The 23,523-nt window shown below is 62.9% G+C and carries 22 protein-coding genes; 12 read left to right on the plus strand and 10 right to left on the minus strand.

The window, feature by feature from the left end:
• Positions 1-53: 53 nt before the first annotated feature.
• Together ACVWVY_RS13725 and ACVWVY_RS13730 are read right to left on the minus strand one after the other, a co-directional pair.
• Positions 54-1,025 carry a Bug family tripartite tricarboxylate transporter substrate binding protein gene (locus ACVWVY_RS13725; protein WP_456626853.1) on the minus strand — a complete coding sequence of 324 codons (972 nt, stop codon included), beginning with the start codon at positions 1,023-1,025 and terminating at the stop codon, positions 54-56.
• Positions 1,026-1,214: 189 nt separating this feature from the next.
• Positions 1,215-2,477, minus strand: a complete 1,263-nt coding sequence (locus ACVWVY_RS13730; RefSeq protein WP_456626854.1) for a D-amino acid dehydrogenase — start codon at positions 2,475-2,477, stop codon at positions 1,215-1,217.
• 424 nt (positions 2,478-2,901) lie between these two features.
• Here ACVWVY_RS13730 and ACVWVY_RS13735 point away from each other — a divergent pair, with 424 nt between their 5' ends.
• The 6 genes from ACVWVY_RS13735 (at position 2,902) to ACVWVY_RS13760 (ending at position 8,009) form a co-directional block, all read left to right on the plus strand.
• Positions 2,902-3,903 (plus strand): LysR family transcriptional regulator, encoded by a 1,002-nt coding sequence (locus ACVWVY_RS13735; protein WP_456626855.1) that lies wholly within the window; start codon positions 2,902-2,904, stop codon positions 3,901-3,903.
• Positions 3,904-3,997: 94 nt separating this feature from the next.
• Positions 3,998-4,849 (plus strand): amino acid ABC transporter substrate-binding protein, encoded by an 852-nt coding sequence (locus ACVWVY_RS13740; RefSeq protein ID WP_456632202.1) that lies wholly within the window; start codon positions 3,998-4,000, stop codon positions 4,847-4,849.
• A gap of 78 nt (positions 4,850-4,927) precedes the next feature.
• On the plus strand, positions 4,928-5,659 hold the full coding sequence (locus ACVWVY_RS13745) for an amino acid ABC transporter permease (protein ID WP_456626856.1): 732 nt from the start codon (positions 4,928-4,930) through the stop codon (positions 5,657-5,659).
• Between the two features lie 2 nt (positions 5,660-5,661).
• The gene (locus tag ACVWVY_RS13750) at positions 5,662-6,354 is read left to right on the plus strand and encodes an amino acid ABC transporter permease (RefSeq protein ID WP_456626857.1); all 693 of its coding nucleotides are present in this window, start codon (positions 5,662-5,664) and stop codon (positions 6,352-6,354) included.
• A gap of 9 nt (positions 6,355-6,363) precedes the next feature.
• A complete protein-coding gene (locus tag ACVWVY_RS13755; protein ID WP_456626858.1) occupies positions 6,364-7,095 on the plus strand; it encodes an amino acid ABC transporter ATP-binding protein in 732 nt (243 codons plus the stop codon).
• Positions 7,096-7,151: 56 nt separating this feature from the next.
• Entirely contained in the window at positions 7,152-8,009 is an 858-nt protein-coding gene (locus tag ACVWVY_RS13760; protein WP_456626859.1) for a D-amino-acid transaminase, read from the plus strand.
• A gap of 162 nt (positions 8,010-8,171) precedes the next feature.
• Here ACVWVY_RS13760 and ACVWVY_RS13765 read toward each other — a convergent pair whose 3' ends face one another.
• A complete protein-coding gene (locus ACVWVY_RS13765) occupies positions 8,172-8,585 on the minus strand; it encodes a cupin domain-containing protein (protein ID WP_456626860.1) in 414 nt (137 codons plus the stop codon).
• 17 nt (positions 8,586-8,602) lie between these two features.
• Positions 8,603-9,064 carry a carboxymuconolactone decarboxylase family protein gene (locus ACVWVY_RS13770; RefSeq protein ID WP_456626861.1) on the minus strand — a complete coding sequence of 154 codons (462 nt, stop codon included), beginning with the start codon at positions 9,062-9,064 and terminating at the stop codon, positions 8,603-8,605.
• Positions 9,065-9,207: 143 nt separating this feature from the next.
• Here ACVWVY_RS13770 and ACVWVY_RS13775 point away from each other — a divergent pair, with 143 nt between their 5' ends.
• Genes ACVWVY_RS13775 through ACVWVY_RS13790 form a run of 4 tightly spaced genes read left to right on the plus strand, consistent with a single transcriptional unit; the run spans position 9,208 to position 13,518 of the window.
• Complete coding sequence (locus ACVWVY_RS13775) at positions 9,208-10,491, plus strand: serine hydrolase domain-containing protein (protein WP_456626862.1); 1,284 nt, start codon at positions 9,208-9,210, stop codon at positions 10,489-10,491.
• 15 nt (positions 10,492-10,506) lie between these two features.
• Positions 10,507-11,709 carry an acyltransferase family protein gene (locus ACVWVY_RS13780; RefSeq protein WP_456626863.1) on the plus strand — a complete coding sequence of 401 codons (1,203 nt, stop codon included), beginning with the start codon at positions 10,507-10,509 and terminating at the stop codon, positions 11,707-11,709.
• A 31-nt stretch (positions 11,710-11,740) separates the two neighbouring features.
• The gene (locus tag ACVWVY_RS13785) at positions 11,741-12,724 is read left to right on the plus strand and encodes a tripartite tricarboxylate transporter substrate binding protein (protein ID WP_456626864.1); all 984 of its coding nucleotides are present in this window, start codon (positions 11,741-11,743) and stop codon (positions 12,722-12,724) included.
• A 59-nt stretch (positions 12,725-12,783) separates the two neighbouring features.
• Complete coding sequence (locus ACVWVY_RS13790; RefSeq protein ID WP_456626865.1) at positions 12,784-13,518, plus strand: response regulator transcription factor; 735 nt, start codon at positions 12,784-12,786, stop codon at positions 13,516-13,518.
• Positions 13,519-13,534: 16 nt separating this feature from the next.
• Here ACVWVY_RS13790 and iaaH read toward each other — a convergent pair whose 3' ends face one another.
• From iaaH to ACVWVY_RS13810, 4 genes are all read right to left on the minus strand, one after another.
• Complete coding sequence (gene iaaH / locus ACVWVY_RS13795) at positions 13,535-14,962, minus strand: indoleacetamide hydrolase (RefSeq protein WP_456632203.1); 1,428 nt, start codon at positions 14,960-14,962, stop codon at positions 13,535-13,537.
• A gap of 168 nt (positions 14,963-15,130) precedes the next feature.
• On the minus strand, positions 15,131-15,916 hold the full coding sequence (locus ACVWVY_RS13800; RefSeq protein ID WP_456626866.1) for a fumarylacetoacetate hydrolase family protein: 786 nt from the start codon (positions 15,914-15,916) through the stop codon (positions 15,131-15,133).
• A gap of 14 nt (positions 15,917-15,930) precedes the next feature.
• Positions 15,931-17,298, minus strand: coding sequence for an LLM class flavin-dependent oxidoreductase (locus ACVWVY_RS13805; RefSeq protein ID WP_456626867.1), 1,368 nt, complete (start codon positions 17,296-17,298; stop codon positions 15,931-15,933).
• A gap of 31 nt (positions 17,299-17,329) precedes the next feature.
• Positions 17,330-18,382: an Ldh family oxidoreductase gene (locus ACVWVY_RS13810; RefSeq protein ID WP_456626868.1), complete on the minus strand. Its 1,053-nt coding sequence runs from the start codon at positions 18,380-18,382 to the stop codon at positions 17,330-17,332.
• A gap of 387 nt (positions 18,383-18,769) precedes the next feature.
• Here ACVWVY_RS13810 and ACVWVY_RS13815 point away from each other — a divergent pair, with 387 nt between their 5' ends.
• Both ACVWVY_RS13815 and ACVWVY_RS13820 read left to right on the plus strand, forming a co-directional pair.
• Complete coding sequence (locus ACVWVY_RS13815) at positions 18,770-20,167, plus strand: GAF domain-containing protein (protein WP_456626869.1); 1,398 nt, start codon at positions 18,770-18,772, stop codon at positions 20,165-20,167.
• Positions 20,157-22,859 carry a bifunctional diguanylate cyclase/phosphodiesterase gene (locus ACVWVY_RS13820; RefSeq protein WP_456632204.1) on the plus strand — a complete coding sequence of 901 codons (2,703 nt, stop codon included), beginning with the start codon at positions 20,157-20,159 and terminating at the stop codon, positions 22,857-22,859. Before ACVWVY_RS13815 ends, ACVWVY_RS13820 begins: the two co-directional genes overlap by 11 nt.
• On the opposite strand, the gene ACVWVY_RS13825 is transcribed toward ACVWVY_RS13820, so the two are convergent.
• Together ACVWVY_RS13825 and ACVWVY_RS13830 are read right to left on the minus strand one after the other, a co-directional pair.
• A complete protein-coding gene (locus ACVWVY_RS13825; protein ID WP_456626870.1) occupies positions 22,833-23,177 on the minus strand; it encodes a hypothetical protein in 345 nt (114 codons plus the stop codon). The two genes, ACVWVY_RS13820 and ACVWVY_RS13825, sit on opposite strands and share 27 nt — an antisense overlap.
• A 60-nt stretch (positions 23,178-23,237) precedes the next feature.
• Positions 23,238-23,477, minus strand: coding sequence for a DUF2171 domain-containing protein (locus tag ACVWVY_RS13830; RefSeq protein WP_456626871.1), 240 nt, complete (start codon positions 23,475-23,477; stop codon positions 23,238-23,240).
• Between the last annotated feature and the right edge of the window lie 46 nt (positions 23,478-23,523).

Consider the following 23,523-nt stretch of genomic DNA (forward strand, 5'->3'; position numbering starts at 1 on the left):
GCTCCTCGCAATGACGGGGAACGGCTGCAGGATGTAGCCATCCCCCGGGAGCCTCAGTTCGTCTTCTTCGCCAGCCCGAGCTTGTCGATCACCTTGCGCTCGGATTCCGTCACTTCGACGACGAACTTCTTGTAGTCTTCCGTATTCCTGTAGTTCGGCACCATGTCGAATTTCGCTAGCGTGGCGATCACGGCTGGATCTTCCAGCGCCTTCTTGAAGGCGTCGTGCAGCTTCGCGACGATCTTCGGGTCCATGCCCTTTGGTCCGGCAATGCCGAACGGGGAATCATAGACCATGGGATAGCCGAGTTCCTTCAGCGTCGGAACATCCGGATAATTCGGCGAGCGCGCCGAGGTCCATACCATCAACAGCCGCAGCTTGCCGGCGTCGACCAACGGTCGCCAGCCTGTCGAATCCGCCTGCAACGTGGTGTGCCGTCCCAGCACCGCAGCATTGGTTTCCGCGCCGCCCTTGAAAGGCACCTGCGTCAGCTTGATGCCGGCCATCGAAGCGATCTGCTCCATGCCGATATGCAGCGACGTGCCGGCGCCCGGCGTCGCATAGGTCACCTTGCCGGGATTCTGCTTGGCGTAATCGATTACGTCCTGCCAGGTCTTGAATGGCGACTCGGCGCTGGTGGTGACGCCGAACGTGTAGCCGGTGAGATGAACGATGTAGGTAAAGTCCTTGTCCGGATTCCACGACACCTCCTGCATCAGCGGCAGGCGGAACACGGTGATCGGAATTTGCGCGATGGTGTAGCCATCCGGCTTGGCCGCTGCCGCCATGGTGGCCGGACCGACCGTGCCGCCGCCACCGGCCTTGTTGTCGATGGCGATCGGCTGACCGAGCAGTTTTGAGGCGCTTTCGGCGATCGCCCGCATCGAGATGTCGGTCGAGCCGCCCGCCGGCCATGGGACGATCAGCGTGATCGGCTTGGTGGGGTATTCCTGTGCGCCGGCGGCTGCTGAAATCAGCATGCCGAAGGCTGCGACGGCGATCGTCAAGCGGCGAGCTCTGGACATATCGAACACTCCCTTGCGGCCTCATTGACGGGGAGGCGCGCTTGTCTTCTTTTTCTGGGTTCGATCTTCCCCGAAATCGCCTGAGAAGAAAAGCGCATTGACCGCGGCGGCGGCGCCGAGGCGGGTCGCAACCGGCTGGAAACGCGACATGCGACAATTGGTCTGCCGCGTCCTCCCGAGGTACGGAATTTATGCCGCGCGCCGCAGTGCAAACGCGCTCGCTTCGCTTGCCAACGGCTTGCGATCGATCATATCGGCCGCCAGTCGCGCGCTGCCGCAGGCGAGCGTCCAGCCGAGCATGCCGTGGCCCGAGTTGATGAACAGGCCATCGAGTGGCGACCAGCCGATGATCGGCCGGCTGTCCGGCGTCATGGGACGAAGTCCGCACCACGGCTCGACGTCGCCGGCAGCGTCGATGCCGAGCAGCTCCGCCGAAGCGCGGCGCAGGATGTCGACGCGTCTGGCGTCCATCGTCGTGTTGTTGCGTTCGAGGTCGGCGATGCCGGCGATCCTTATTGCCGTGTGTCCATCGCGCGCGAGCGGCGCGAATACCAGCTTGCGTTCCATATCCGTCACGCTGTGCCTCATGGCGTGCGTATCGGGCGGGGGTGTCAGGGTGATGCTGTAACCCTTGAGCGGATAGATCGGCAGATAGAATCCGCACGCTCTGGCAAATGCACTCGATGCCGCTCCCATGCACAGAACGAAGCGGTCCGCCTGCACTTGCCCCTTGCCGGTGTCGACCGCGACAAGCCGGCCGCCGGAGCGAACCGGACCGTTCACGTCTGCGCCGAGCAGCCATTCGACATTGCGTTGCCGTCTCAGGCGGAACGTAAGCCCCGCACAGAACGCCGCGCAATCTCCGACCTGTTCGGAGGCCGTGAAGATGCCGCCTGCGAGTTCGCGGATGTCGAGTTGGAGCGCAGGCTCCAGCGCCTGGCATTCGGCCGGCGTCAACACCCGCTGGCGGTCCTCGCCGGTCATCGCAATGACGGCGCGGCGCGCTGCGTTGAATTCCTTCCGGCTGCGGAACACAACAAGCTTGCCGGCGGTGCGCAATCCGAACGAAAGCATCAAGCTTTGGGAAAGTCGTGCCAGCTCGCTCCGGCTCAAGGCGGCAAGTGCGAGCTGTGCTGCAATGGTCTCGCGCACCGCCGCCGGCCGGCAGGCGAGCAGGAATCGCGCGCCCCAGGAGATCAGGGCCGGATCGAGGCCGGCGCGGATGCGCATCGGCGATTCCGGCGACAGCAGCAGCGATGGCAGCTTCTTGAGGGTTGCCGGAGACGCCAGCGGCGCCACGAACGCGTAGGAGAGCTGGCCGCCATTGGCAGCGCTGGCGTCTTTCGCGGTGGAAGCATGCCGGTCGACGATGATGACGTCGTGCCCGGCCTCGGCAAGGCACCATGCGGTCGTCAGTCCGATGACGCCGGCGCCCAGTACACAGATCTTCATTTCGGGGGTCTCGCCTTGAGTGATCGTCCGATCGGAACGCGAGAACCGATCGGGCGAAGGGTTGTTGCGTGCCAGGTTAAGGCCACCGGACGCCGCCATTGATGCCAAGTCTGCATGATGCAAAATTTGCATAACCTGCCCACGCCGTGGCAGGCTATTGAAGGCGTGACCTCATGGGTGAGCGCGGACCGGCTTATATGACTGGGCGAGGAATGATCGGGAATGTCGCGCTGATGACGGCCGGGTATGGTGATGCAAAGCTTGCATTGGCCAGCCTGCCAGCCGATCCGCTACGTTTGCCGGCATGGGGCTTCACATTCTGTATCGAGAACCAACGCCGGTTGGCGTCCGCGGCCTTGCGCTGCCCAGAGGTGGGCGTTGCGGCCGCGCGGCGGCCACGGCCTGCATCAAAGCGGGGAGCATGATGGAGCTTCGCTGGCTTCAGGATTTTCTGATGGTGGCCGAGACCGGCAATTTTACGCGCGCCGCCGAGAAGCGAAACACGTCCCAGGCGGCGTTCAGCCGACGGATCAAGTCGCTCGAAGCCTGGCTCGGCTTCGACCTGATCGACCGCAGCGTCTATCCGACGCAGCTCACGCCGCAAGGCGAGCGTTTCCGCGAACATGCCGGCGAGTTGCTGCGGCAGATGCTCGACAGCCGCGGCGAGCTCGGCGGCAAGCCGCTTGGCCGCAACGAACATATCCGCATCGCCTTGCCGTTCGCGATGGCCACCGCACAGCTGCCGCATTGGTGGCAGGCCTGGTCACAGGAGCGGCGGCTGAGCTGTTCGGTGGTGGTGGGCAACATTCACGATCTCGTCACCTCGCTGGTGTCGGACAATGTAGACCTGATGATTTGCTACCATCACGCGCAACAACCGATCCATCTCGATCCGGATCTTTACGAACGTGTGACGCTCGGCACAGAATTTTTGCGGCCCTATGCCAGCGAAGCGCTGGTGGCGAAGGGAGGCGCGTCGCTACCTGGACGGCCGTCGCATCCGGTGCCGCTTTTGATGTATTCGCCCGGCGTCTATTTCGCCCGGCTGGTCGATCTCATCCTGGAGAATACCCCGATTTTCGGCGTGCGCGTCATAGAGAGCGACATGTCGGATGTGCTGTGCGGGATGGCGCTCGGCGGCCGGGGCATTGCCTGGTTGACCGACGGCACCGTCGCGGCTTATGGCCGGAAGCGGCTGACCCCGATCGGCGGCGACAAATGGGCGTTGCCTTTGTCTTTAGTCGCATTCAGGGGTCGAATGCATGATGGTCAACGGGCGCTAAATCTGTTTTGGTCCGAATTGTGCAGGCATAGTGCCGGGCACGCCAAGGGCGATCACGAACCGACAGGTGCAAGGTCGCCGGCGAAACTATCTGCCAAGTCACTTCGTAAGCGACCCGGCAAGTCGCCAAGTTTGGGTCGATGAGCAATCATCTGTAGCCTTTTAAAGGAGAAGTTACGTGAAACATCGTCAGATTATCGGCTATCTGCTGGCCGGCGTCCTGTGCGCCGGACCGGCGATGGCGCAGGAGCTCACCGGGACGCTGAAGAACATCAAGGATACCGGCGCCATCACGCTCGGCTTCCGCGATTCCTCGATTCCCTTCTCCTATCTCGACGACAACCAGAAGCCGATCGGCTACGCCATGGACATCTGCTACAAGATCGTCGATGCCGTGAAGAAGGAGCTCAAGCTCGACAAGCTCGAGGTCAAGCTCAATCCGGTGACATCGTCCACCCGCATCCCGCTGCTCGCCAACGGCACCATCGATCTCGAATGCGGCTCGACCACCAACAATGTCGAACGCCAGAAGCAGATCGCCTATACCAACACGCACTTCCTGACCGCCAGCCGCTACGTCACCAAGAAGGCGGCCAAGATCAATTCGATCGACGATCTCAAGGGCAAGTCGGTGGTCTCCACCGCCGGCACCACCAACATCAAGCAGCTCACCGAAGCCAACGGCGCGCGCAGCCTCAACATCAACATCATCCCGGCCAAGGATCATGCGGAAGCGTTCCTGATGGTCGAGACCGACCGTGCGGTGGCCTTCGTGATGGACGACATCCTGCTGGCGAGCCTGGTCGCCGGCTCGAAAGCGCCGGATGATTATGTGCTCTCCAAGGATGCGTTCTCCAAGCCCGAGCCCTACGGCATCATGCTGCGCAAGGATGATCCCGCCTTCAAGAAGGTGGTCGATGCTGCGACCACGGCGCTCTACACGGGCGGCGAGGGCCAGAAGATCTACGACAAGTGGTTCACGCAGAAGATCCCGCCCAAGAACCTCAATCTCAACGTTCCGATCAGCTCCGAGCTGAAGAACGAGTTTGCGAAGCCGTCCGACTCGCCGGATCCGGATTCGTATAAGTAAACGTTCCCGCGCTCATGCAATGGCCCGGTCATTGCATGAGCGTACTCCTGTGGGACGAATGACGGACGGTGGGGACCCGTGAACTATAACTGGAACTGGCACATCTTTTTCGAGCCGAACCCGACCGGGGCGGGCAACTATCTCGATTTGCTGCTGTCAGGATTGGTGCTGACCATCGAGACGGCACTGCTGGCCTGGGTCATTGCGCTGATCTTCGGCACGATCATCGGCATCCTGCGCTCGCTGCCGTCGAAGACCGCGTCCTGGATCGGCTTCGCTTACGTCGAATTCTTCCGCAATATGCCGCTGCTGGTGCAGCTGTTCCTCTGGTTCTTCGTGCTGCCGGAGCTCTTGCCGAGCGCCGCGGGGCTGTGGCTGAAGAAGCTTCCTTACGCGCCGTTCTGGACGGCTGCGATCGGGGTCGGGTTGTTCATGTCGGCGCGCGTCGCCGTGCAGCTTGCTGCAGGCATCGCCTCGCTGCCGCGCGGGCAGAAGCAGGCGGCGACCGCGCTCGGGCTGACCACGGCGCAGGGCTATCGCTATGTGCTGCTGCCGATGGCGTTTCGCATCATCATGCCGCCGCTCACGTCCGAATTCCTCAACACCATCAAGAATACCTCGGTTGCAATCACCATCGGCCTGATCGAACTCACCGGCAGGGCGCGCGAAATGCAGGAGTTCACTTTCCAGGTATTCGAGGCCTTCACCGCCGCAACCGTGATGTATCTCGTGATCAACATCATCGTCGTCACCGGCATGCGCTTCCTCGAACGCAGCCTGGCGATCCCCGGCTACATCACGGGGAAATAGCCATGTTCGCCAACCTCGATTTCGATGTCATCCGACGCTCGCTGCCCTATCTGTTTCTCGACGGCATGAGTTTTACGCTGATGCTGACCGGGCTGTCGGCGCTGGGCGGGCTGATTTTCGGCACCCTGATCGCGCTGATGCGGCTGTCGAGTTACAGGCTGCTCGGTCGCATCGCCGGGCTCTATGTCGACTTCATGCGTTCGCTGCCGCTGGTGCTGGTGATCTTCTGGTTCTATTTCCTGGTTCCCTATATCGGGCAGTGGTTGACCGGCGCGTCGCGGCCGATCCGCGTCGGCGCGTTCACGTCGTCCCTCGTCACCTTCATCATGTTCGAGGCGGCGTATTTCTCCGAAATCATGCGCGCCGGCATCCAGTCCATTTCCAAGGGACAGCCCGCGGCCGCAAGCGCACTCGGCCTGACCTACGCTCAGTCCATGCGCTACATCGTGCTGCCGCAGGCGTTCCGCAACATGCTGCCGGTGCTGCTGACTCAGACCATCGTGCTGTTCCAGGACACCTCGCTGGTCTACGTGCTGTCGATCCCGGACTTTCTTGGCGCCGCCAGCAAGGTGGCGCAGCGCGATGGGCGGCTGGTCGAAATGTACCTGTTCGCGGCGGTGGTCTATTTCGCGATTTCCTGTTTCGCGTCCTATGGCGTCCGACGCCTGCAGGCGCGCATTGCTATTGTTCGCTAGCGAGGGCGCATGATCGAAATCAGCCACGTCAATAAATGGTACGGGCCGACCTTTCAGGTGCTGAAGGACTGCACCACCAATGTCGCCAAGGGCGAAGTCGTGGTGGTCTGCGGGCCGTCAGGTTCGGGCAAGTCGACGCTGATCAAATGCGTCAACGCGCTGGAGCCGTTCCAGGAGGGCCAGATCGTCCTCGACGGCATCAAGGTCAACGATCCCAAGACCGATTTGCCGAAGCTGCGCGCCCGTGTCGGCATGGTGTTCCAGCACTTCGAGCTGTTTCCGCACCTGCGCATCATCGAAAACCTGTGCCTGGCGCAGGAGAAGGTATTGGGCCGCTCGCATGAGGAGGCGATGGCCAAGGGCGAAAAGCTGCTCGAGCGGGTCGGGTTGACCGTGCATGCGAACAAATACCCGGCCGAGCTGTCCGGCGGCCAGCAGCAGCGCGTGGCGATCGCGCGTGCGCTGGCGATGGACCCGATCGCGATGCTGTTCGACGAGCCGACCTCGGCGCTCGATCCCGAAATGATCAGCGAGGTGCTCGACGTCATGGTCGATCTCGCCCACGAGGGCATGACCATGATGGTCGTTACCCACGAAATGGGCTTTGCCAGCAAGGTCGCCAATCGCGTGATCTTCATGGACAAGGGCGAGATCGTCGAGGACGCGCTGAAGACGGATTTCTTCGGCAGCCCGCGCAGCGAACGCGCGCAGAAGTTTTTGTCGAAGATTCTGTCGCATTAGCGGTTTGGATGTAATAAACGCGGCGCAATGGCTTGGCGCCGACAGGAGACTCTGCTTTGGAACAGATCGCTTACGTCAATGGTTCGTTCGTACCGCTTTCAGAGGCGAAGGTCTCGATCCTCGACCGCGGGTTCCTGTTTGCCGACGGCATCTATGAGGTCGCCGCCGTGCTCGACGGCAAGCTGATCGACAATGCCTCGCATCTGGCGCGGCTGGAACGCTCGGTCGGCGAGATCGAACTGGCCTTGCCGGAAACCACGGCGCGCATCCAGGAGATCCAGAAGGAACTGATCGCGCGCAACAATCTCGCTAACGGCATGGTCTATCTGGAAGTAACGCGCGGCGCCGATACCGGACGCGACTTCGCGTTTCCCAAGGGCGTCAAGCCGACGCTGATCATGTTCACCTCGACCAAGGACATCATCAACGCACCGTCCGCAAAGACCGGAATGAACGTGATCACGGTGCCCGACCTGCGTTGGACCCGGCGCGACATCAAGAGCGTGGCGCTGCTGGCGCAGGTGCTGGCCAAGCAGGCCGCGGCAGTGGCCGGCGCCGGCGAGGCCTGGATGATCGAGGACGGCAAGGTGACCGAGGGCGGCTCGTCGTCGTGCTTTATCCTGACCCAGGACGACGTGATCGTGACGCGGCAGAACGGCCGCGAGATCCTGCCCGGCTGCACCCGCAAGGCCGTGGTTGCGCTCGCCGAAGAGCGCCAGCTTCGCCTCGAGGAGCGGGCGTTTTCGGTCGAGGAAGCGCTGGCCGCCAAGGAAGCTTTCGTCACCAGCGCCAGCGTCTTCGTGCAGGCGGTGGTGTCGATCGACGGCAAGAAGGTCGCCGACGGCAAGCCCGGTCCGATGACCAACCGGCTGCGCGAGATCTATGTGGAGTTCGCCAAGGCGACGGCGGTGTAGCACCTTCGCATCCTCGATGTGTCGTCGCCCGGCTCGACCGGGCGACCCAGTATTCCAGAGACATCAGCGTTTTAGCCGAAAGGCCGCGGCGTACTGGATGCCCCGCCTGCGCGGAGCATGACAGCGGGATGTGGTGCGCGCGGTCCGCCACCACACCACCGATCATTTCTTCTCGAACGTCGTCAGTTGCGCGCCATCATCGGCAACGAAAATCGCGAGCAGGCTTGCGGGTTCCGTCGTGCTCGCGTTCTCGCTGACGAGGTGCTCGCTGCCGGGCGGCTCGAAGAACGCCTCGCCGGCTTTGTAGACGCGGGCCGGTCCGGTTGCGGAATTCTCCGAGCGGATCTGGCCCGTCAGCACAAAGGCCATCACGCTACCGGCGTGATGATGGCTGACCGACTTGCCGCCGGGTGCGTAGTTCACCAACACGGTGGTGAGGCTCTTGCCCGGGACGTTCGGCAGCTTTTCCGAACGCACGGGCGTCACCTTGTCGCCTTCGGCATGCGCGGCCGCCGTGCTGCCCGCGACCAGCGCGAGCAGGGCGATTGCCGCAATGCCTTGAATCGATCGTGTCATGGGCGTCCTCCCCGTGTTTACGCCACCGCCGCTTTCGCCTTCACCGGGTGAACCGCACGAAAAGCGATCGCCAGCCGGTTCCAGGCATTGATAGCCCCGATCAGCATGGTGAGATTGACCGTCTCCGTTTCCGAGAAGTGGGCGCGCACGTCTTCGTAGAGATCGTCGGGGGCATGCGTTTCGGCAATCAGCGTCAGCGCGTCGGTCCAGGCCAAAGCCGCGCGTTCGCGGTCGGTGTAGAGCGGCGACTCGTGCCAGGCGCTCAACAGATACAGCCGCTGCTCGGTCTCGCCAAGCTTGCGGGCGTCCTGGGTATGCATGTTGATGCAATAGGCGCAGCCGTTGATCTGCGAGGCGCGCGTCTTCACCAGCTCGATCAGCGACTTCTCGAGACCGGAGCCGGCTATCTGGGCTTCGAGTGCGACGAGCGCTTTGATGGTATCGGGCGCGGCCTGGTAGTAATTCATCCGGGGCTTCATGCTTATGCTCCTCTCTGGACGTTTTCAATTTGAAGCGAATGTCGAAGTGACTGTCAGTGTATCCCGAGCTGAACGATAGTCACCATCTGGATCGATCGCGTCAGATACAATAAAGTGATCCGATGCAATGGGGGAGGCGGCGAATGCTATCGCGAAAGTCGGTGTCGGCAGGCCTCTGTGCGGCGCCGCTGGTTGCGATGCTCGCATCGGTCCTGCTGAGCGCTCCTCTGGCCGCGGCGCAATTCGGCCCGCCACTGAACGCGCCATTGTCGGCGGACAAGCTTGCGCGGATCGACGATTTTCTCAATGACCAGGTCGCACAAGGAGAAATTCCGGGTGCCATCGTCCTGATCCAGCGCCACGGCAAGCCGGTCTATTTTAAATGGTTCGGCAAGCGCGACGTCGATGCCGGCATCGAGATGGCGCCGGATGCGATCTTTCCGCTGCATTCCCTGACCAAGACGGTCACCAGCTTTGCCGCGATGATGCTGGTCGATCGCGGCAGGATCAAACTCGACGATCCCGTCGCCAAATACATTCCCTCCTTCGCCGGCATGAGGGTCGGCGTCGAGCGCAAGGGTGAGTCGGGCAAGGTCGTGCTCGATCTCGTGCCGTTGCGCCGGCCGGTCACGATCGAGGATCTGCTGCTGCATACGTCAGGGATCACTTACGGCTTCTACGGGCCGCGAGGGCCGGTGAAAGCGGCATATGACGGCATTTATCTCGGCGATTTCGACAATGCCGGATTTGCCGAGCGGATCGCAAAACTGCCGCTGGCGGAGCAGCCGCGCACGCTATGGGACTACGGGCATTCGATCGACGTGCTCGGCCGCGTCATCGAGGTCGTCTCCGGTCAGTCGCTCTACCAGTTTGAAAAAGCCGAGCTGTTCGATCCCCTGGGGATGACGACGACCAGATTTTTCCTGACCGACGCGGCCGAGCGGGCGCGTTATGCCACACCGTTGCGCAAGGACCGCCATACCGAACGCAATTCACTCGACGTCACGCGCTGGGAATCCGGCGGTGGCGGATTGGTGACCACCGTCGCCGATTTCGCGCGCTTCGGGCAGATGCTGCTGAACGGCGGCGCGCTCGACGGCAAGACCTATATCAGTCCTGCCACGTTCGCGGCGATGACGACGGATCACATCGGCCCGGGTTCGGGCGTCGAACGCAATTACTTCTATTTCCCGGGCGACGGCTTCGGGTTCGGCTATGGTTTTGGCGTCCGCACCGATCCCGGCAATGCGGTGCCCCCGCCACCGGGTTCGCTCGGCGAAATCAAATGGGATGGCGCCACCGGTGCCTACCTGGTGATCGACCGCGCGCTGGACATGTTCTTCGTCGTGCTGCAAAACGCACCATCGGGCCGCCAGCATGTGCAGGTGAACGTCAAGAAGCTGATTTACGACGCGTTCGAGAAATGATCGGGCGCAGGCTCGATGGGAAGTAACGAGATGCTGCACAAGGCCGATGGGAGCGACCGGACCGTCAAGGCGAGGGGGCGCATTGTGGCGCTCGACCGCGCGCGCACCTTCATCACGCTATTGGTGCTGATCCATCACTCCGTGGTCAACTACACCCATTTCGGCAGCGGCGACAAAATGCGCTGGCTCGGCTTTGATTTCGTCGTGCTGTTCAACGACAGCTTCTTCATGGCCTGCATGTTCCTGATCTCGGGCCTGTTCGTGCACGACAGCCTTAGCCGGAGGGGAGCGGCGGAATATCTGAAAATCCGGGCGTGGCGCCTCGGCATCCCCTTTCTTGTTTCAATCTTCGTGTTGATGCCGATTGCGTATTATCCGACCTTCCTGCGCTACCATCTGCCCGGCACCACCGATTTCAACTTCTTTCATTTCTGGTGGCGCACGCTGACGGTCGGTCCCTGGCCGTCGGGGCCGGCATGGTTTTTGTGGGTGCTGCTGGCGCTCGACATCGTTGCGGCAGGCTTGCTGGCGCTGGCGCCGCGGCTGCTGAAAATATTCGGCTTGCTGATCTTTTCGCTGCGCGAACGGCCGTGGACGGCGTTTGCGGCGTTCCTCGCTGTTTCTGCCTTCGTCTATATTCCGATGCGGCTGATCGTCGGCGACATGAGCTGGCTGGAGCCAGACGGCTTCCCGCTGCCGATCCAGACCAGCCGGATTTTGCTCTATGCCAGCTATTTCCTGACCGGTGTCGGCATCGGCGTGGTCAGCCTTCGTGCAGGAATCCTGAGCGAAGAAGGTGCGTTGGTCAGGCGCTGGCCGCTTTGGCTCGCCTTTGCGTCGTTGTTCTACGGCGCGATCCTGCTGATGGTCTATGACCATCACAACTGGATCAGGGATTTCAGTATGCCGCCGCTATCCTGGCAAGCCGGCTATGGCCTCGCGTTTGCGCTGTTCAGCGCAGCGATGACATTCACGGTGCTGACCGTGTCGCTGGCCTTCGCCTCATCGAACATGAAGCTGCTCGATGCCATGCGGCCATCTGCCTACGGCATTTTCGTCACGCACTACATCTTCATCCTGTGGCTGCAATACGCCGTTTACGATTATTCCTGGCCGGCAATTGTCAAGTTTGCCGTCGTTTTCTCCGGCACGTTGACGCTGAGCTGGGCGGTCACATGGCTGCTGCGGAGAATTCCAGTTGTGGCGCGGATGATCTAGAGTGGATCCATGCATCTGACGGGACTGGACCATGCAAGCTCAGCATAATGGGAAACGTCTGGCGGCGTTGTTCATGCTCGCCGCGACCATGTTGCTTTCCGGCATGCCCGCCATCGCCGGATATCCGGACCGCGTCATCAAGATCATTGTGCCCTTTGCGCCGGGCGGCGGCACGGACGCCATCGCGCGCGTGCTGGCGCAGGAGATGGCAAAAGACCTCGGCGGCAGCATCATCATCGAGAACAAGCCGGGCGCGGGCACCATTATCGGCGCGCAGGCGGTCGCGACTGCCGAAGCCGACGGCTACACGCTGCTGATGGGGACGTTTGCCCATGCCGTCAATCCGAGCATGAACGCCAAACTGCCGTTCGACCCGAACAAGGATTTTGCGCCCGTTGCACTTGTCGCGCGCTCTCCCAATATCGTCGTCGTCAATCCGAAATCGTCGTTTCGTTCCATCGCCGATCTGATCGCGGCGGCAAAGGCCGAGCCCGACAAGATTTCCTACGGCACGTTCGGTACCGGCACCTCGGCGCACCTCGCCGGCGAAATGTTCAAGCATATGGCCAGGGTCAACATGACTACGGTCCCCTACAAGGGCTCGGCACCCGCCATCACCGATCTGATCGGCGGGCAGATCCAGGTGATGTTCACGACGGTCGCAAGCGCGGCGTCCCTGATCGAGGGCGGTCAGTTGCGCGCGCTGGCGGTGACCACGGCGGAACGATCGCCCGCCTTTCCGCAACTGCCGACGGTCGCCGAAACCGGTCTTCCCGGCTTTGAAGCGGAAACCTGGTATGGCCTGCTTGGGCCGGCAAGAACGCCGCCTGACATCATCGACCGCCTCAACAGATCGGCGGCGAAGGCCGTGCAGACCGACGCCTTCAAAAAGCTCAGCGTCAACGAGGGCCTCGTCCTGATTGCGGCCCCGCCTGATGAATTCGGCCGCTACTACCGCAGCGAGATGGAGCGCTGGCGCAAGGTCATCGAGGACGCCGGGATCAAGGTCGAGTAGCCGGGTAGGCGCGCGCGAACCCGGTTCCCCTGATCGCGGTTCCCCGCTAGGATGGCTCCATGTATGTGAGCGCTTCCGAGAGCCGGGTGCTGGCGCGCATCTTCGGGCTGTTGTCCGAAGACCTCAGCGAACGCGACGTTCGCGAGGCGGTCGGCCGCCATTTGCTGGAATTGCTGGAAGCCGATCACTACGCCTCCTTCGTCTGGCAGGATGCGACCGGTCGTTTTGAGAAGGCCGTCTACCTGAACATGGACCCGGACAACATCGCGGCCTACGACCGCTATTATCAGCAGCACGATCCGATCACCTCAAAGCTGCAGGCTCGCCGCGAGGCGACGCTGGTCACGCAGGTGATGCCGCAGCGCGATTTGATGCGGACCGAGTTCTTCAACGATTTCCTCGCACGCGACGGCCTGCATTGGGGCGTCAATGCCTATAGTTTCGTCGGCGGCCGCAATATCGGCGACGTCAGGATCTGGCGTGGCCGGCGCCGCGAGAATTTCGATGGTCATACGCTGGAATTGTTGCGGCTGATCGAGCCGGCCTTCACCGGGGCGCTGGTCCGCGCGGCCGGGGGGGCTTCGGCCATCGCGGTAGACGGCTCACCAATCCTGAAACTCTCGGTGCGCGAGTTCGAGATCGCGCGAATGATATCGGACGATCTCAGCGACAAGGAGATTGCTCGCCGGCTGCAGGTCGAGGTTTCGACTGTCCGCACCCATATCGAGCGGATTTTTGCCAAGCTCGGCGTCCGCCGCCGTAGCGGCGTCGCGAGCCTGTTTGCACGGCATTGACATCGCCGGCCCCGGCCTAGCGCGAGGGCGCGGGGAGCCTGCCGAAAATCTTCTCCATTGCTACGCCGATCGCGAGCAACTTGCGATCGCTTCCCGCGGGCCCGTCAAGCTCGAGACCGACGGGCAGCTTGGTCGATGCGCCCAGCGCAATCGGAAGCTGGATGCCGGGGACGCCGGCATTGCTGCCGGGATCGGTGTTCTGGATGAACAGCAGGAAGTTGGCGAGGCTCGACGAGTCGGGATTTGAAGCAATCGCGACCTTCGGCACGGTCGGGAAGGCGATGGCGTCGAGCTTGTTCTTGGCGAACGTATCGCGATAGAGCGCCTGCAGCGCGGGCCGGGCGGTCTTCATGGCGGCGTCATAGGCCGGCTTGGCCTCGGTAACGGTATTGTTCGGCCCCGGCAGCTTGCGCGGAATCACCAGCCCGTCATAGGTGCCCCTCACGTCGGGGCTCGCGATGTCCTTGGCGAGGTTCTCGATGCTGACGCCGGAACCGCTCTTCTTGAGATAGGCGACCATGTCGTCATAGGCCTCGTAGAGCGCGAGTGGAAACCCGACCTGGCCATTGAGCTCGGCCAATTTTGGCATCTCGATATCGACCACCGTCACGCCACTGGACTTGAGCTTCTCCAGCGCGGCCTTGAAAGCAGCTTCGGTATCGCCATCGAGATTGGCCAGCATGGATTTGTCGACGCCGATGCGCACCTGCTTCAGATCGGCGGGCGCAATCGCGCCGCCGCCGGCGATGACGCGATCGAGGATGGCCACGTCGGCGATCGTGGAAGCCATCGGGCCAGCGGTATCGCGGGTATGGGAGATCGGCGCAATCCCAGCCTGGGGGTAGCGGCCGACGGTCGGGCGGAGCGCGGCGCAGCCGTTCAGCGCGCAGGGCACCCTGACCGAGCCGCCGGTGTCGGTGCCGAGACCCGCGGTCACGATGCGTGCGCCGACCGCAGCGCCCGTTCCCGACGACGAGCCACCGGCGATTTTGGTCGCGTCATAGGCGTTGCGTACCCCGGACTCCGCGCCGGTCTTGAACGCGGCGTTGTAGCCGGAGATGCCGAAGGCGAGCTCATGCATGTTGGTCTTGCCGATGATGATGGCGCCCGCCGCGCGCAGTTTTGCCGCCACCGGCGCGTCCTTCTTTGGCACAAAGCCCTTCAGCGCCGGCGTTCCCGCGCTGGCGGGAAGCCCGGCCACTTCGATATTGTCCTTGATCACGATGGGGACGCCGCCGAGCGGCTTGCATGAGCCTTTCTTGCGGCCGGCGTCGAACGCTTCGGCGGCTTTCATCGCGCCGGCCTCGTCCAACGTGACGAAGGCGTTGAGTTCGGGCGTTGCCTTGGCGCGCGCCAGCGCTGCCGAGGTCAGCGCCTTGCTGGTGATCTTGCCGGCGCACAGATCGGCCGCGGCCTGCGTTGCGGTCAGTTGATCCAGATTGATTGCCGGCTGGGCCGCTGCTGGAGAGGCCGCGGCAAGCACAAGGCTCGTAAGGGCCGAGCCGAGCAGGATGGAACTGCGAGCCATGATGATCCTCCGTAGAACTGGGTACCCGTCCGGACGAACCTTACCCGCTGCCGGGGGCGGCGCCTGTCCTCATTTCTGGGGACGTCAGATCTTCTCCGCCACAAACCTGTTCCGCAATGTCCCGATCCCCGTGATGTCGATCTCGACGACGTCGCCGGCTTTCAGGTCGGGCGAGGCGCCGTCGGTGCCCATCCAGATCACGTCGCCGGGCGACAGCGTGAAATACTTGGTCAGCTCGACGATGAACGGCACGATGCCGAAGATCATGTCGTTGGTGCGGAAACGGCCGGTCTCCTTGCCGTTGACCCGGATCACGGTTTCCATCTTGTCGAGGTCGACCGACGTCTCGATCCAGGGGCCCATCGGCTTGAAAGTGTCGGCGTTCTTCGAGCGCCACAGGCCGCGATCGGCCTTCTGCCAGCTGCGTTCGCTGACATCGTTGCCGATGGTGTAGCCGAGCACGCAATCCATCGCGTTGGCTTCGTTGAGGTGTTTTGCCTTCTTGCCGATGACGACCACCAGCTCGCCCTCGTAATGAATCTTCTCCGTCGCGCTCGCCGGGATCACCACATCCTCGTCATGGGCGATCAGCGCGTTCTGGGCGCGATAGCCGATCTCGGGCCGGTCGGGGACGTTGGGCACGGTTCCGGCCTTGTCAGCGGCTTCCTTGAGGTGCTTGAGGTAGTTCAGCCCGACGCAATAGAAGGTACGCGGGATCAGCGGCAGCTCGATCTTGACGTCCTTCAGCGCATGCGATTGCGTTCCACGCTGCCATTCACCGAACGGCTCGCCATTGACGGCGATCACGTTGTCGCCCTCGACGATTCCCCAGGATGTCTTGCCGGCGGAGGTGAATTTGAGCCAACGCATGAAATGTCCTCTCGTTATTCGGCTGCGGCCTGCGGGCTGGTTTTCCAGGCGCCGGCGGCAGGGCGCGCCAGACCGAGATTCTCGCGCAAGGTCTTGCCGGCGTAATCCTTGTGAAACAGGCCGCGGCGCTGCAATTCCGGCACGATGTGCTGGACGAAATCGGCGTAGGAACCTGGCACGATGGTGGCCGCGATGACAAAGCCGTCGCAGCCGCGCTCGACGAACATCTCCTCGAGCTTGTCCGCGACCTCTTTCGGACCGCCGACGATTGCGTCATGCACCTGGCCACGGCCCGAGAAGGTGACGAAATCGCGCGCGCTGGGATTGGACTTGCCTGAAGTCTTGAGCACACCGTCGCGAATGCCGAGGATGCCCTGCATGCTCTTGAGGTCTTCTGATGTCAGTGGCTCGTCGAGCGGCTTGGAGGCGAAGTCGAAGTTCAAGGCCTCCGCGAGCAACGACAGCGCGTCTATCTCCAGCGGCAGCTTGTTAATCACAGCCATCTTGTCCTCGGCCTCGGCCTTGGTCGCGCCGCAGACGGGCGTGGTGAGGTTGCAGAGAAACATCTGGTCGGGATCGCGGCCGGCCTTCGCCGCTTCGTTGCGGACCGCCGCATAGCCTTCCTTGGCGCCGGTCACGTTGCGCGCGGCGGTGAAAATCACTTCGCCCCACCGTCCCGCAAAGCGCTGGCCGCGGCCGGACGCGCCGGCCTGGATGATCACGGGATGACCCTGCGCCGAGCGCGGCACGGTGAAGGGACCGCGCGACTTGAAGAACTGCCCCTTGTGGTCGAGCCGCTTGACCTTCGCCGGATCGGCGAAGCGGCCGCTGTTCTTGTCCATGATCAGTGCGTTGTCTTCCCAGGTATCCCAATGGCCGAGCACGACTTCCATGAATTCGTCTGCGCGATCGTAGCGGAAGTCATGTTCGAGATGGGCGTCCTTGCCCATGTTGTGGGCCTCGCCGTCATTGAGCGAGGTGACGACGTTCCAGCCTGCGCGTCCGCCGGTCATCAGGTCGAGGGTGGCGAAGCGGCGCGCCACGTCGAACGGTTCGTAATAGGTGGTCGAGCAGGTCGAGGCGAGCCCGAGCTTCGTCGTCACCATGCCCATCGTGGTCAGCACGATCAGCGGGTCCATCTTCACGCAGCGGATGCCGTATTCGACGGTGTGGGCATGGTCGTTGCCGTAACGGTCCGGCATCGCCAGGCGGTCGTCAAAGAACGCCATGTGGAACTTGCCGGCTTCGAGAATCCGCGCGATCTCCAGATAGTAGTCGGCCGACATCGAATCGTCGCGCGATTCCGGATGCCGCCACGAACTCGGCAGGTTGGTGCAGTTCTGCGCCTGCAGGAATCCCACCAGCGCCATTTGCCGTGTCATGCCGTTCTCCTTGTGCGCGTGGGACTAGATTTCATTTCAGGTCGAGTTCGGCGGCGAGCTTGTAGTCAGTCGCCAGCGCCTTCAGTTTGTCCCAGGTGGCGTCCTCGACCTCGATGCCGTCGCGCCTGCGCTGTTGTTCGCGGATATGTTCGACCTCACCGGGATAGAACACGCCAGGTGAGCCTTCCGACGGCGGCGTCGATTTGAGGTAGCGCGCGAACTCGCCGACCTCTTTCTCGAAGTCCTTCAAGGGACGGAAGGCGGCGACGTTGAACACCGCCATGAAGCATCCGTCATTGTGCCGGCCGGTCGGCTCCACGCCAAAGCCCAAGCCCGTGAGCAGGCCGCACAGCACCTCGACCATCGCGGCGAGGCCGCTTCCCTTGTAGCCCTCGCTGCCGCCGAGCGGCAGCAGCGCGCCACCCTTGCGGTACTGGGTGGGATCGGTGGTGTGCCGTCCCTCGGCGTCGATGATCCACCCTTGCGGGATCTGTTCGCCGCGCGCCACCGACAGCGCGATCTTGCCGGCTGCGACCGCCGAGGTTGCCATGTCCAGATAGAACGGTGCTTCGAGATCGGACGGCACCGCGATCGAGATCGGGTTGGTGCCGAGCCTTGCCTCGCGGCCGCCGAACGGCGCGACGTGTTTCGGCGAGCGGCCGGAATCGGCGGTGGCAATGCCGATCATGCCAGCGCGCATCGCCATCAGGGGATAGGCGGCGAGCCGCCCGACATGGCTTTGGCGGAACACCGTGCAGGCGGCCACATTGGCGGTCTTCGCCTTTTCGATCGTCAGCGCCATCGCCTTGGCGTTGACGTGGAAGCCAAAACCCCAGTGGCCGTCGATCACGGTCGTGGTCGGCGATTCCTGGACGATGGTCCACTTGGCGCCGGGCACGATATGGCCGGCCTTGATGCGGTCGATATAGGTCGGGATTGCGATTACGCCGTGGGAGTCATGGCCGGCGAGATTGGCGTTGACACAGCCAGTCGCCACGGCATCGGCTTCCTCCTCAGACGCGCCGGCGGCCTTGAGCAGAGCCGCGCCAATTCGCCTGAGACGGTCGGCCTGGACCATCGGCATGGGAATTTCCTCTACCTTTAATGCCCGCGCGAACGGCGGGTCTTGCTTGTTGCGGCAGCGGGCATGCTCTCAAAGCGGCGGCGGCAGGGCAAGCGTGGAAATATCCTGTTAGCCATGCCGCCAGCACGGTCCTCGATGGCCCGGAATTTCATCCTGCAAAATTCGAGGATTACCTTCGGTGGGCCGCATCGCGGCCGGCGCCCGCCGGCGGTATGGCTGACAAATCGTGAATGAGCCCGTAGTTCTCCTGAGCGACGTCGCCGTTCGTTGGTCCGACATTTACTCTGAATCGCAACTCGCGGTCGCCAATAACGAGCACTTAGGCCTCCCGCACGCATAAAATCCGGAAAGGGGCAGCTCGGCGCTGCCGGCATGGAGCTTGGGGACGTGAAGACCGATATTGCGCGGACGTTCGCGGCGTTGAATGCGACCAACGAAGCGATTCTGTACGCCAAATCGCCCGAAGAATTGTACACGAAGGTCTGCGAAGCCGCGTTCTCGGTTGGCGACTTCCTGGCCGTGGCGGTTTTCCTGCTGGAGCCGGAAACCAAACTCCTGCGCTTCGCCGCCGGCTGTGGCGACGACGTGCCTCGCCTGCGCAGCATCGACATTTCAACCGTTGCCGGTACTCCCGAGGGATCCGGGGTCGCCGGGCAGGCCTTCCGCGATCGGCGAATATGCGTCAGCAACGATTTTCTGAACGACCAGCGCTCGCTGGTCTGGCGCGAGGGCGCCAAGGCCAATCAGGTGGGCGCGTCTGCGGCGCTGCCGTTGATCCGCAACGGCGAGAGCGTCGGCGTATTGCTCGTTTCGCGGCGCGAGGCGCATTCGATCGATGGGCAACTCGTCTCGATGCTGGAACGCGCGTCGGCCAACGTTTCGTTTGCCCTCGACAATTTCGACCATGAGGCCGCGCGCAAGAATGGCGAGCGCGTCATGCGGCGGTTGAACCGGATGTTCGGCGCCATCAGCGCGACCAACGAAGCCATTCTGCGTGCCAAGACCGAACAGGATCTCTATCAGCGCGTTTGCGATGCCGCGGTCTACAGCGGAAAATCCGCGGCGACAGTGGTCCTGCTGGCGGAGCCGGACTCGATCTGGTTGAAGCCGATCGCGGGCACCGGCGCAATCGTCCAACAGATCATGCAGGCGCCGTTCTCGATTGACGCCGGCAACCCGTATGGATCGGGAGTCTGCGGCAGGGCATTCCGAACGCAGCAGCCGGCCGTCAATAACGATATCCTCAACTCGACCCAGGGCCAGCCCTGGCATCAGGCGGCACGCGCGACCGGCGTCACCGCCTGCGTCGCGGTTCCGCTGATCAAGGCCGACGAGAGCATCGGCGTGCTGATGTTTTTTGTCGGCAAACTGTGGGCGGAGGACGAAGAGATCGTCGCCCTGATGGCGCGGATCGCGGAGAACGTCTCGTTCGCGCTGGACAATTTCGACCGCGCCGGTGAAAAGGCGAGAGCCGACACCCAGAAGGAACGCCTGGGGCGCATGCTGGCGGCGCTCAGCGCGACCAACGAAGCGATCGTTCGCGCAACGTCGCGGACGGAGCTGTTCGAACTGGTGTGCGAAGCGGCCGCAAAGGGCGGCCGGTTCAACTCGACCAGCATCCTGCTGGCCAGATCCGACAGCGACTACACCGACATGGTGGCGGTGGCGGGGCCGACGGCCGACAATATGCGCCGGGTGAAGGTTTCGATCAACGCGGATCATCCGGAAGGGCGGCGGGCTCTGCGGCAACGCATTCCGCGCGCGCCGGGCCTGCATTGCCAATGACCTGCGCTCAGACCCGCGCGGGTCGGCGTTTCACCAGTTCATTCACAGTGATGGCGCCATGTCGGGCGCGGCCTTTCCGCTGCTGGTCTCGGGCGAGCCCGTCGGCGTGATGTTCTTCATTTCCTCCGAGAAGGACACGTTCACGCCGGAATTCGCCGAGCTGCTGCAGCGGCTCGCCGACAACGTGTCGTTCGCGATCGCGACCTTCGACCGGGCCGACGAGAAGGCGCGGACCGAAAGTCAGAAAGAGCGTCTGACGCGGATGTTCGCTTCGCTGAGTGCGACCAACGAAGCCATCATGCGGGCCAAATCCCGCGAAGAGCTGTTCGATCTGGTGTGCCAGGCCGCGGCGGGCGGCGGCAGATTTACTTCCACCACCATCGCATTGGCCGATTCCGGCAGCGACCTGCTCAGGATCGTCGCAGCCTCGGGTCCGGCGGCCGAGACGACGCGGCATGTCAGGTTGTCGGTGGATGAAAGCCGTCCTGAGGGCCGTGGGCTCAGTGGAACGGCGTTCCGAACCAGGCGGCCTTGCATCACCAATGATTATGTGAACGACCAGCGCGTCGCCGCTTTCCAGGCCGTCGTTGGCAGCTACGGCGCGCAGTCAGGGGCCGCCTTTCCCCTGCTGGTTCGCGGCGAGCCGGTCGGCGTCATGATCTATATGTCGCTGGACAAGGACACTTTCACTTCTGAATTCTCCGAGCTGCTGCAGCGATTGGCCGACAACGTCTCGTTCGCGCTGGCGAACTTCGATCGCGCCGACGACAAGGCGCGGACCGAGGCCCAGAAAGAGCGCCTGACACGCATGTTGGCGGCGCTAAGCGCAACCAACGAGGCGATCATCCGTGCGTCGTCGCGGGCGGAACTGTTTGCGCTGGTGTGCGAAGCAGCGGCGAAGGGCGGCAAGTTTACCCTGACCTCGATCGCGATGATAAAGCCCGATAGCGATTTCCTCGACGTCGTGGCTGCCGACGGTCCGACCGCCTCCAGCGCCCGCGAGGCAGTGATATCGACCAGCGAGGCGCACCCGGAGGGGCGCGGGCTCTGTGGTTCGGCGGTACGTTCGCAGCAGGCCTGCATCATCAACGATTACCTCAGTGATACGCGCGCCGCGGCGTTTCACGGTAAAGCGCGCAACGACGGCACGAATTCCGGCGCTTCATTCCCTCTGTGGGTGCATGGGCAGATCGTCGGCGTGATGTCTTTCATGTCGCGTGAGAAGGATACGTTCACGCCCGAGTTTGCGGAGCTGCTGCAGCGGCTCGTCGACAACGTTTCGTTCGCATTGGAGAATTTCGACCGCGCCGACGAAAAGACCAAGGCCGATGAACGGATCGAATATCTGGCGTCGCACGACAGCCTGACCAATTTGCCGAACCGTGAGATGTTCAACGGCATGCTGCGTCGCGCGATCGATGGCGCCGAGCGCTATCGGCGGCAATTCGCGGTGCTGTTCATCGATCTCGACCGGTTCAAGGTGATCAACGATTCGCTGGGCCACGACGCCGGCGACATGCTGCTGGTGGAGATCGGCGGCAGGCTGCGCCGCGCACTGCGTTCGAGCGATGTCGTGGCGCGGCTCGGCGGCGACGAGTTCGTGGTCATTCTGGAGGAGACCGCCGAGCGTCCTGAGGTCGAGCGCATCGCCGGTGAACTGCTGTCCTTGCTCAGCCAGCCGTTGCAGCTCAGCGGTCACGAGTGCCACACCACCGCCTCGATCGGGATCGCGATGTACCCGTCCGACGGCACCGACATGCAGACGCTGACCAAGAACGCCGACATGGCGATGTACCTCGCCAAGGAGGACGGCAAGAACGGCTTCCGCTTCTTCACCAAGGAGTTCAAGACGCAGTCGATCGAGCGCCTGACGCTGGAGAGCGCGCTGCGCCGCGCGCTGGAGCGCGATCAGTTCTGTCTGCACTATCAGCCCAAGATCGACATGGCGAGCGGCCAGATCACCGGCGTCGAGGCGCTGCTGCGCTGGAACCACCCCGATCTCGGCACCGTCTCTCCCGGCCAATTCATTCCGCTGGCCGAGGAGACCGGACTGATCGTTCCGATCGGCCGCTGGGTGCTCAAGGAAGCCTGCGCGCAGAATATGGCCTGGCAGGGCCGCGGCCTGCGGCCGGTGACGATGGCGGTCAACCTTTCGCCGCGGCAATTCGCCGACGCGCACCTGCTGCACGATGTCGACGAGGCGCTGCTGGCGAGCGGCATGTCGCCGGTGCTGCTGCAGCTCGAGGTTACCGAAAGCATGGTGATGCGAAACGTGTCGCGCGCGATCAAGGTGCTCGATGCGATCCAGAGCCGCGGCATTCGCCTTGCGATCGACGACTTCGGAACCGGCTATTCGTCGATGTCGCTGATGAAGCAGTTCCCGATCGACACCATCAAGATCGACCGTTCCTTCGTTCGCGATCTGCCGATCGATTCGGAAGACCAGGCCATCGCCCAGGCGATCATCAGCATGGGCAAGGCGCTCGGCATGACCGTCATTGCGGAGGGTGTCGAGACCGTGGAGCAGGAGACCTTCCTGCGCAACCACGCCTGCGACGAGATGCAGGGCTTTCTGTTCTCCAAGCCGCTGCCGGCAAAGCAAATGGCTGATCTGCTTCGCGCCGAACCGCCGCTCGCCTCGCCGCCGTTGCAGCCGGAAGCCGGGTCAGGGTTGGAAGGCGCTGTCGTCTGACGGCTGCGGATGCAGCTCGCGCACGTCCTTGGCGTCCGGAATTTCGGTCTTGCGGGGAAAGTCGTACGGCCAGGGCAGAGACGTCTGTCCCGCAAAAGCCCCGAGGAAGATTTCTGCCGCGGCGGCATACGTCGCCCGATCGGGCAGGCCGAGCTCAGCGCACCATTCCACCGGGAGAGTGTGCGACGTGTTACGCAGTTCCATCGCCGGCCCCCACCACCAAGCCGGAGCGGGCGATCGTTCATTTTCGGGAACGCTACGCCAGCGAGCATATTCGCCAATCATGCGTTCAAATTGCAATCGCGCCGCTGGATGCATCCTATCTCCTGATATCGGATGATAGCCGCATCCGCGCGTAGCGCAATGCGTGTTGGCCGGTTACTGCCGGCCATGCTGCCAGTGCGAGGTCACATCCGCACCGGATTTATTGAGATGGACGTGCTGATCGACATGGTCGACCCACGACACCGGAATGAAGTGGTGGTGCTGCCCGTCCGGCGAGCTTTGCTTGGTCAACTTGATCTGGTCGGTTCCTTCCAGATGGTCGACTTTTCCGACCGTCTTCCTGTCCGACGAGATGACGTCCATGTGTTCCTTGATCTGTTCGGTAACGGCCATGTTTCAAATCCGTAAAATGGTTGGGCCCATGAAACGCATCGCTGCG

The organism is Bradyrhizobium sp. URHC0002, from assembly GCF_054059515.1.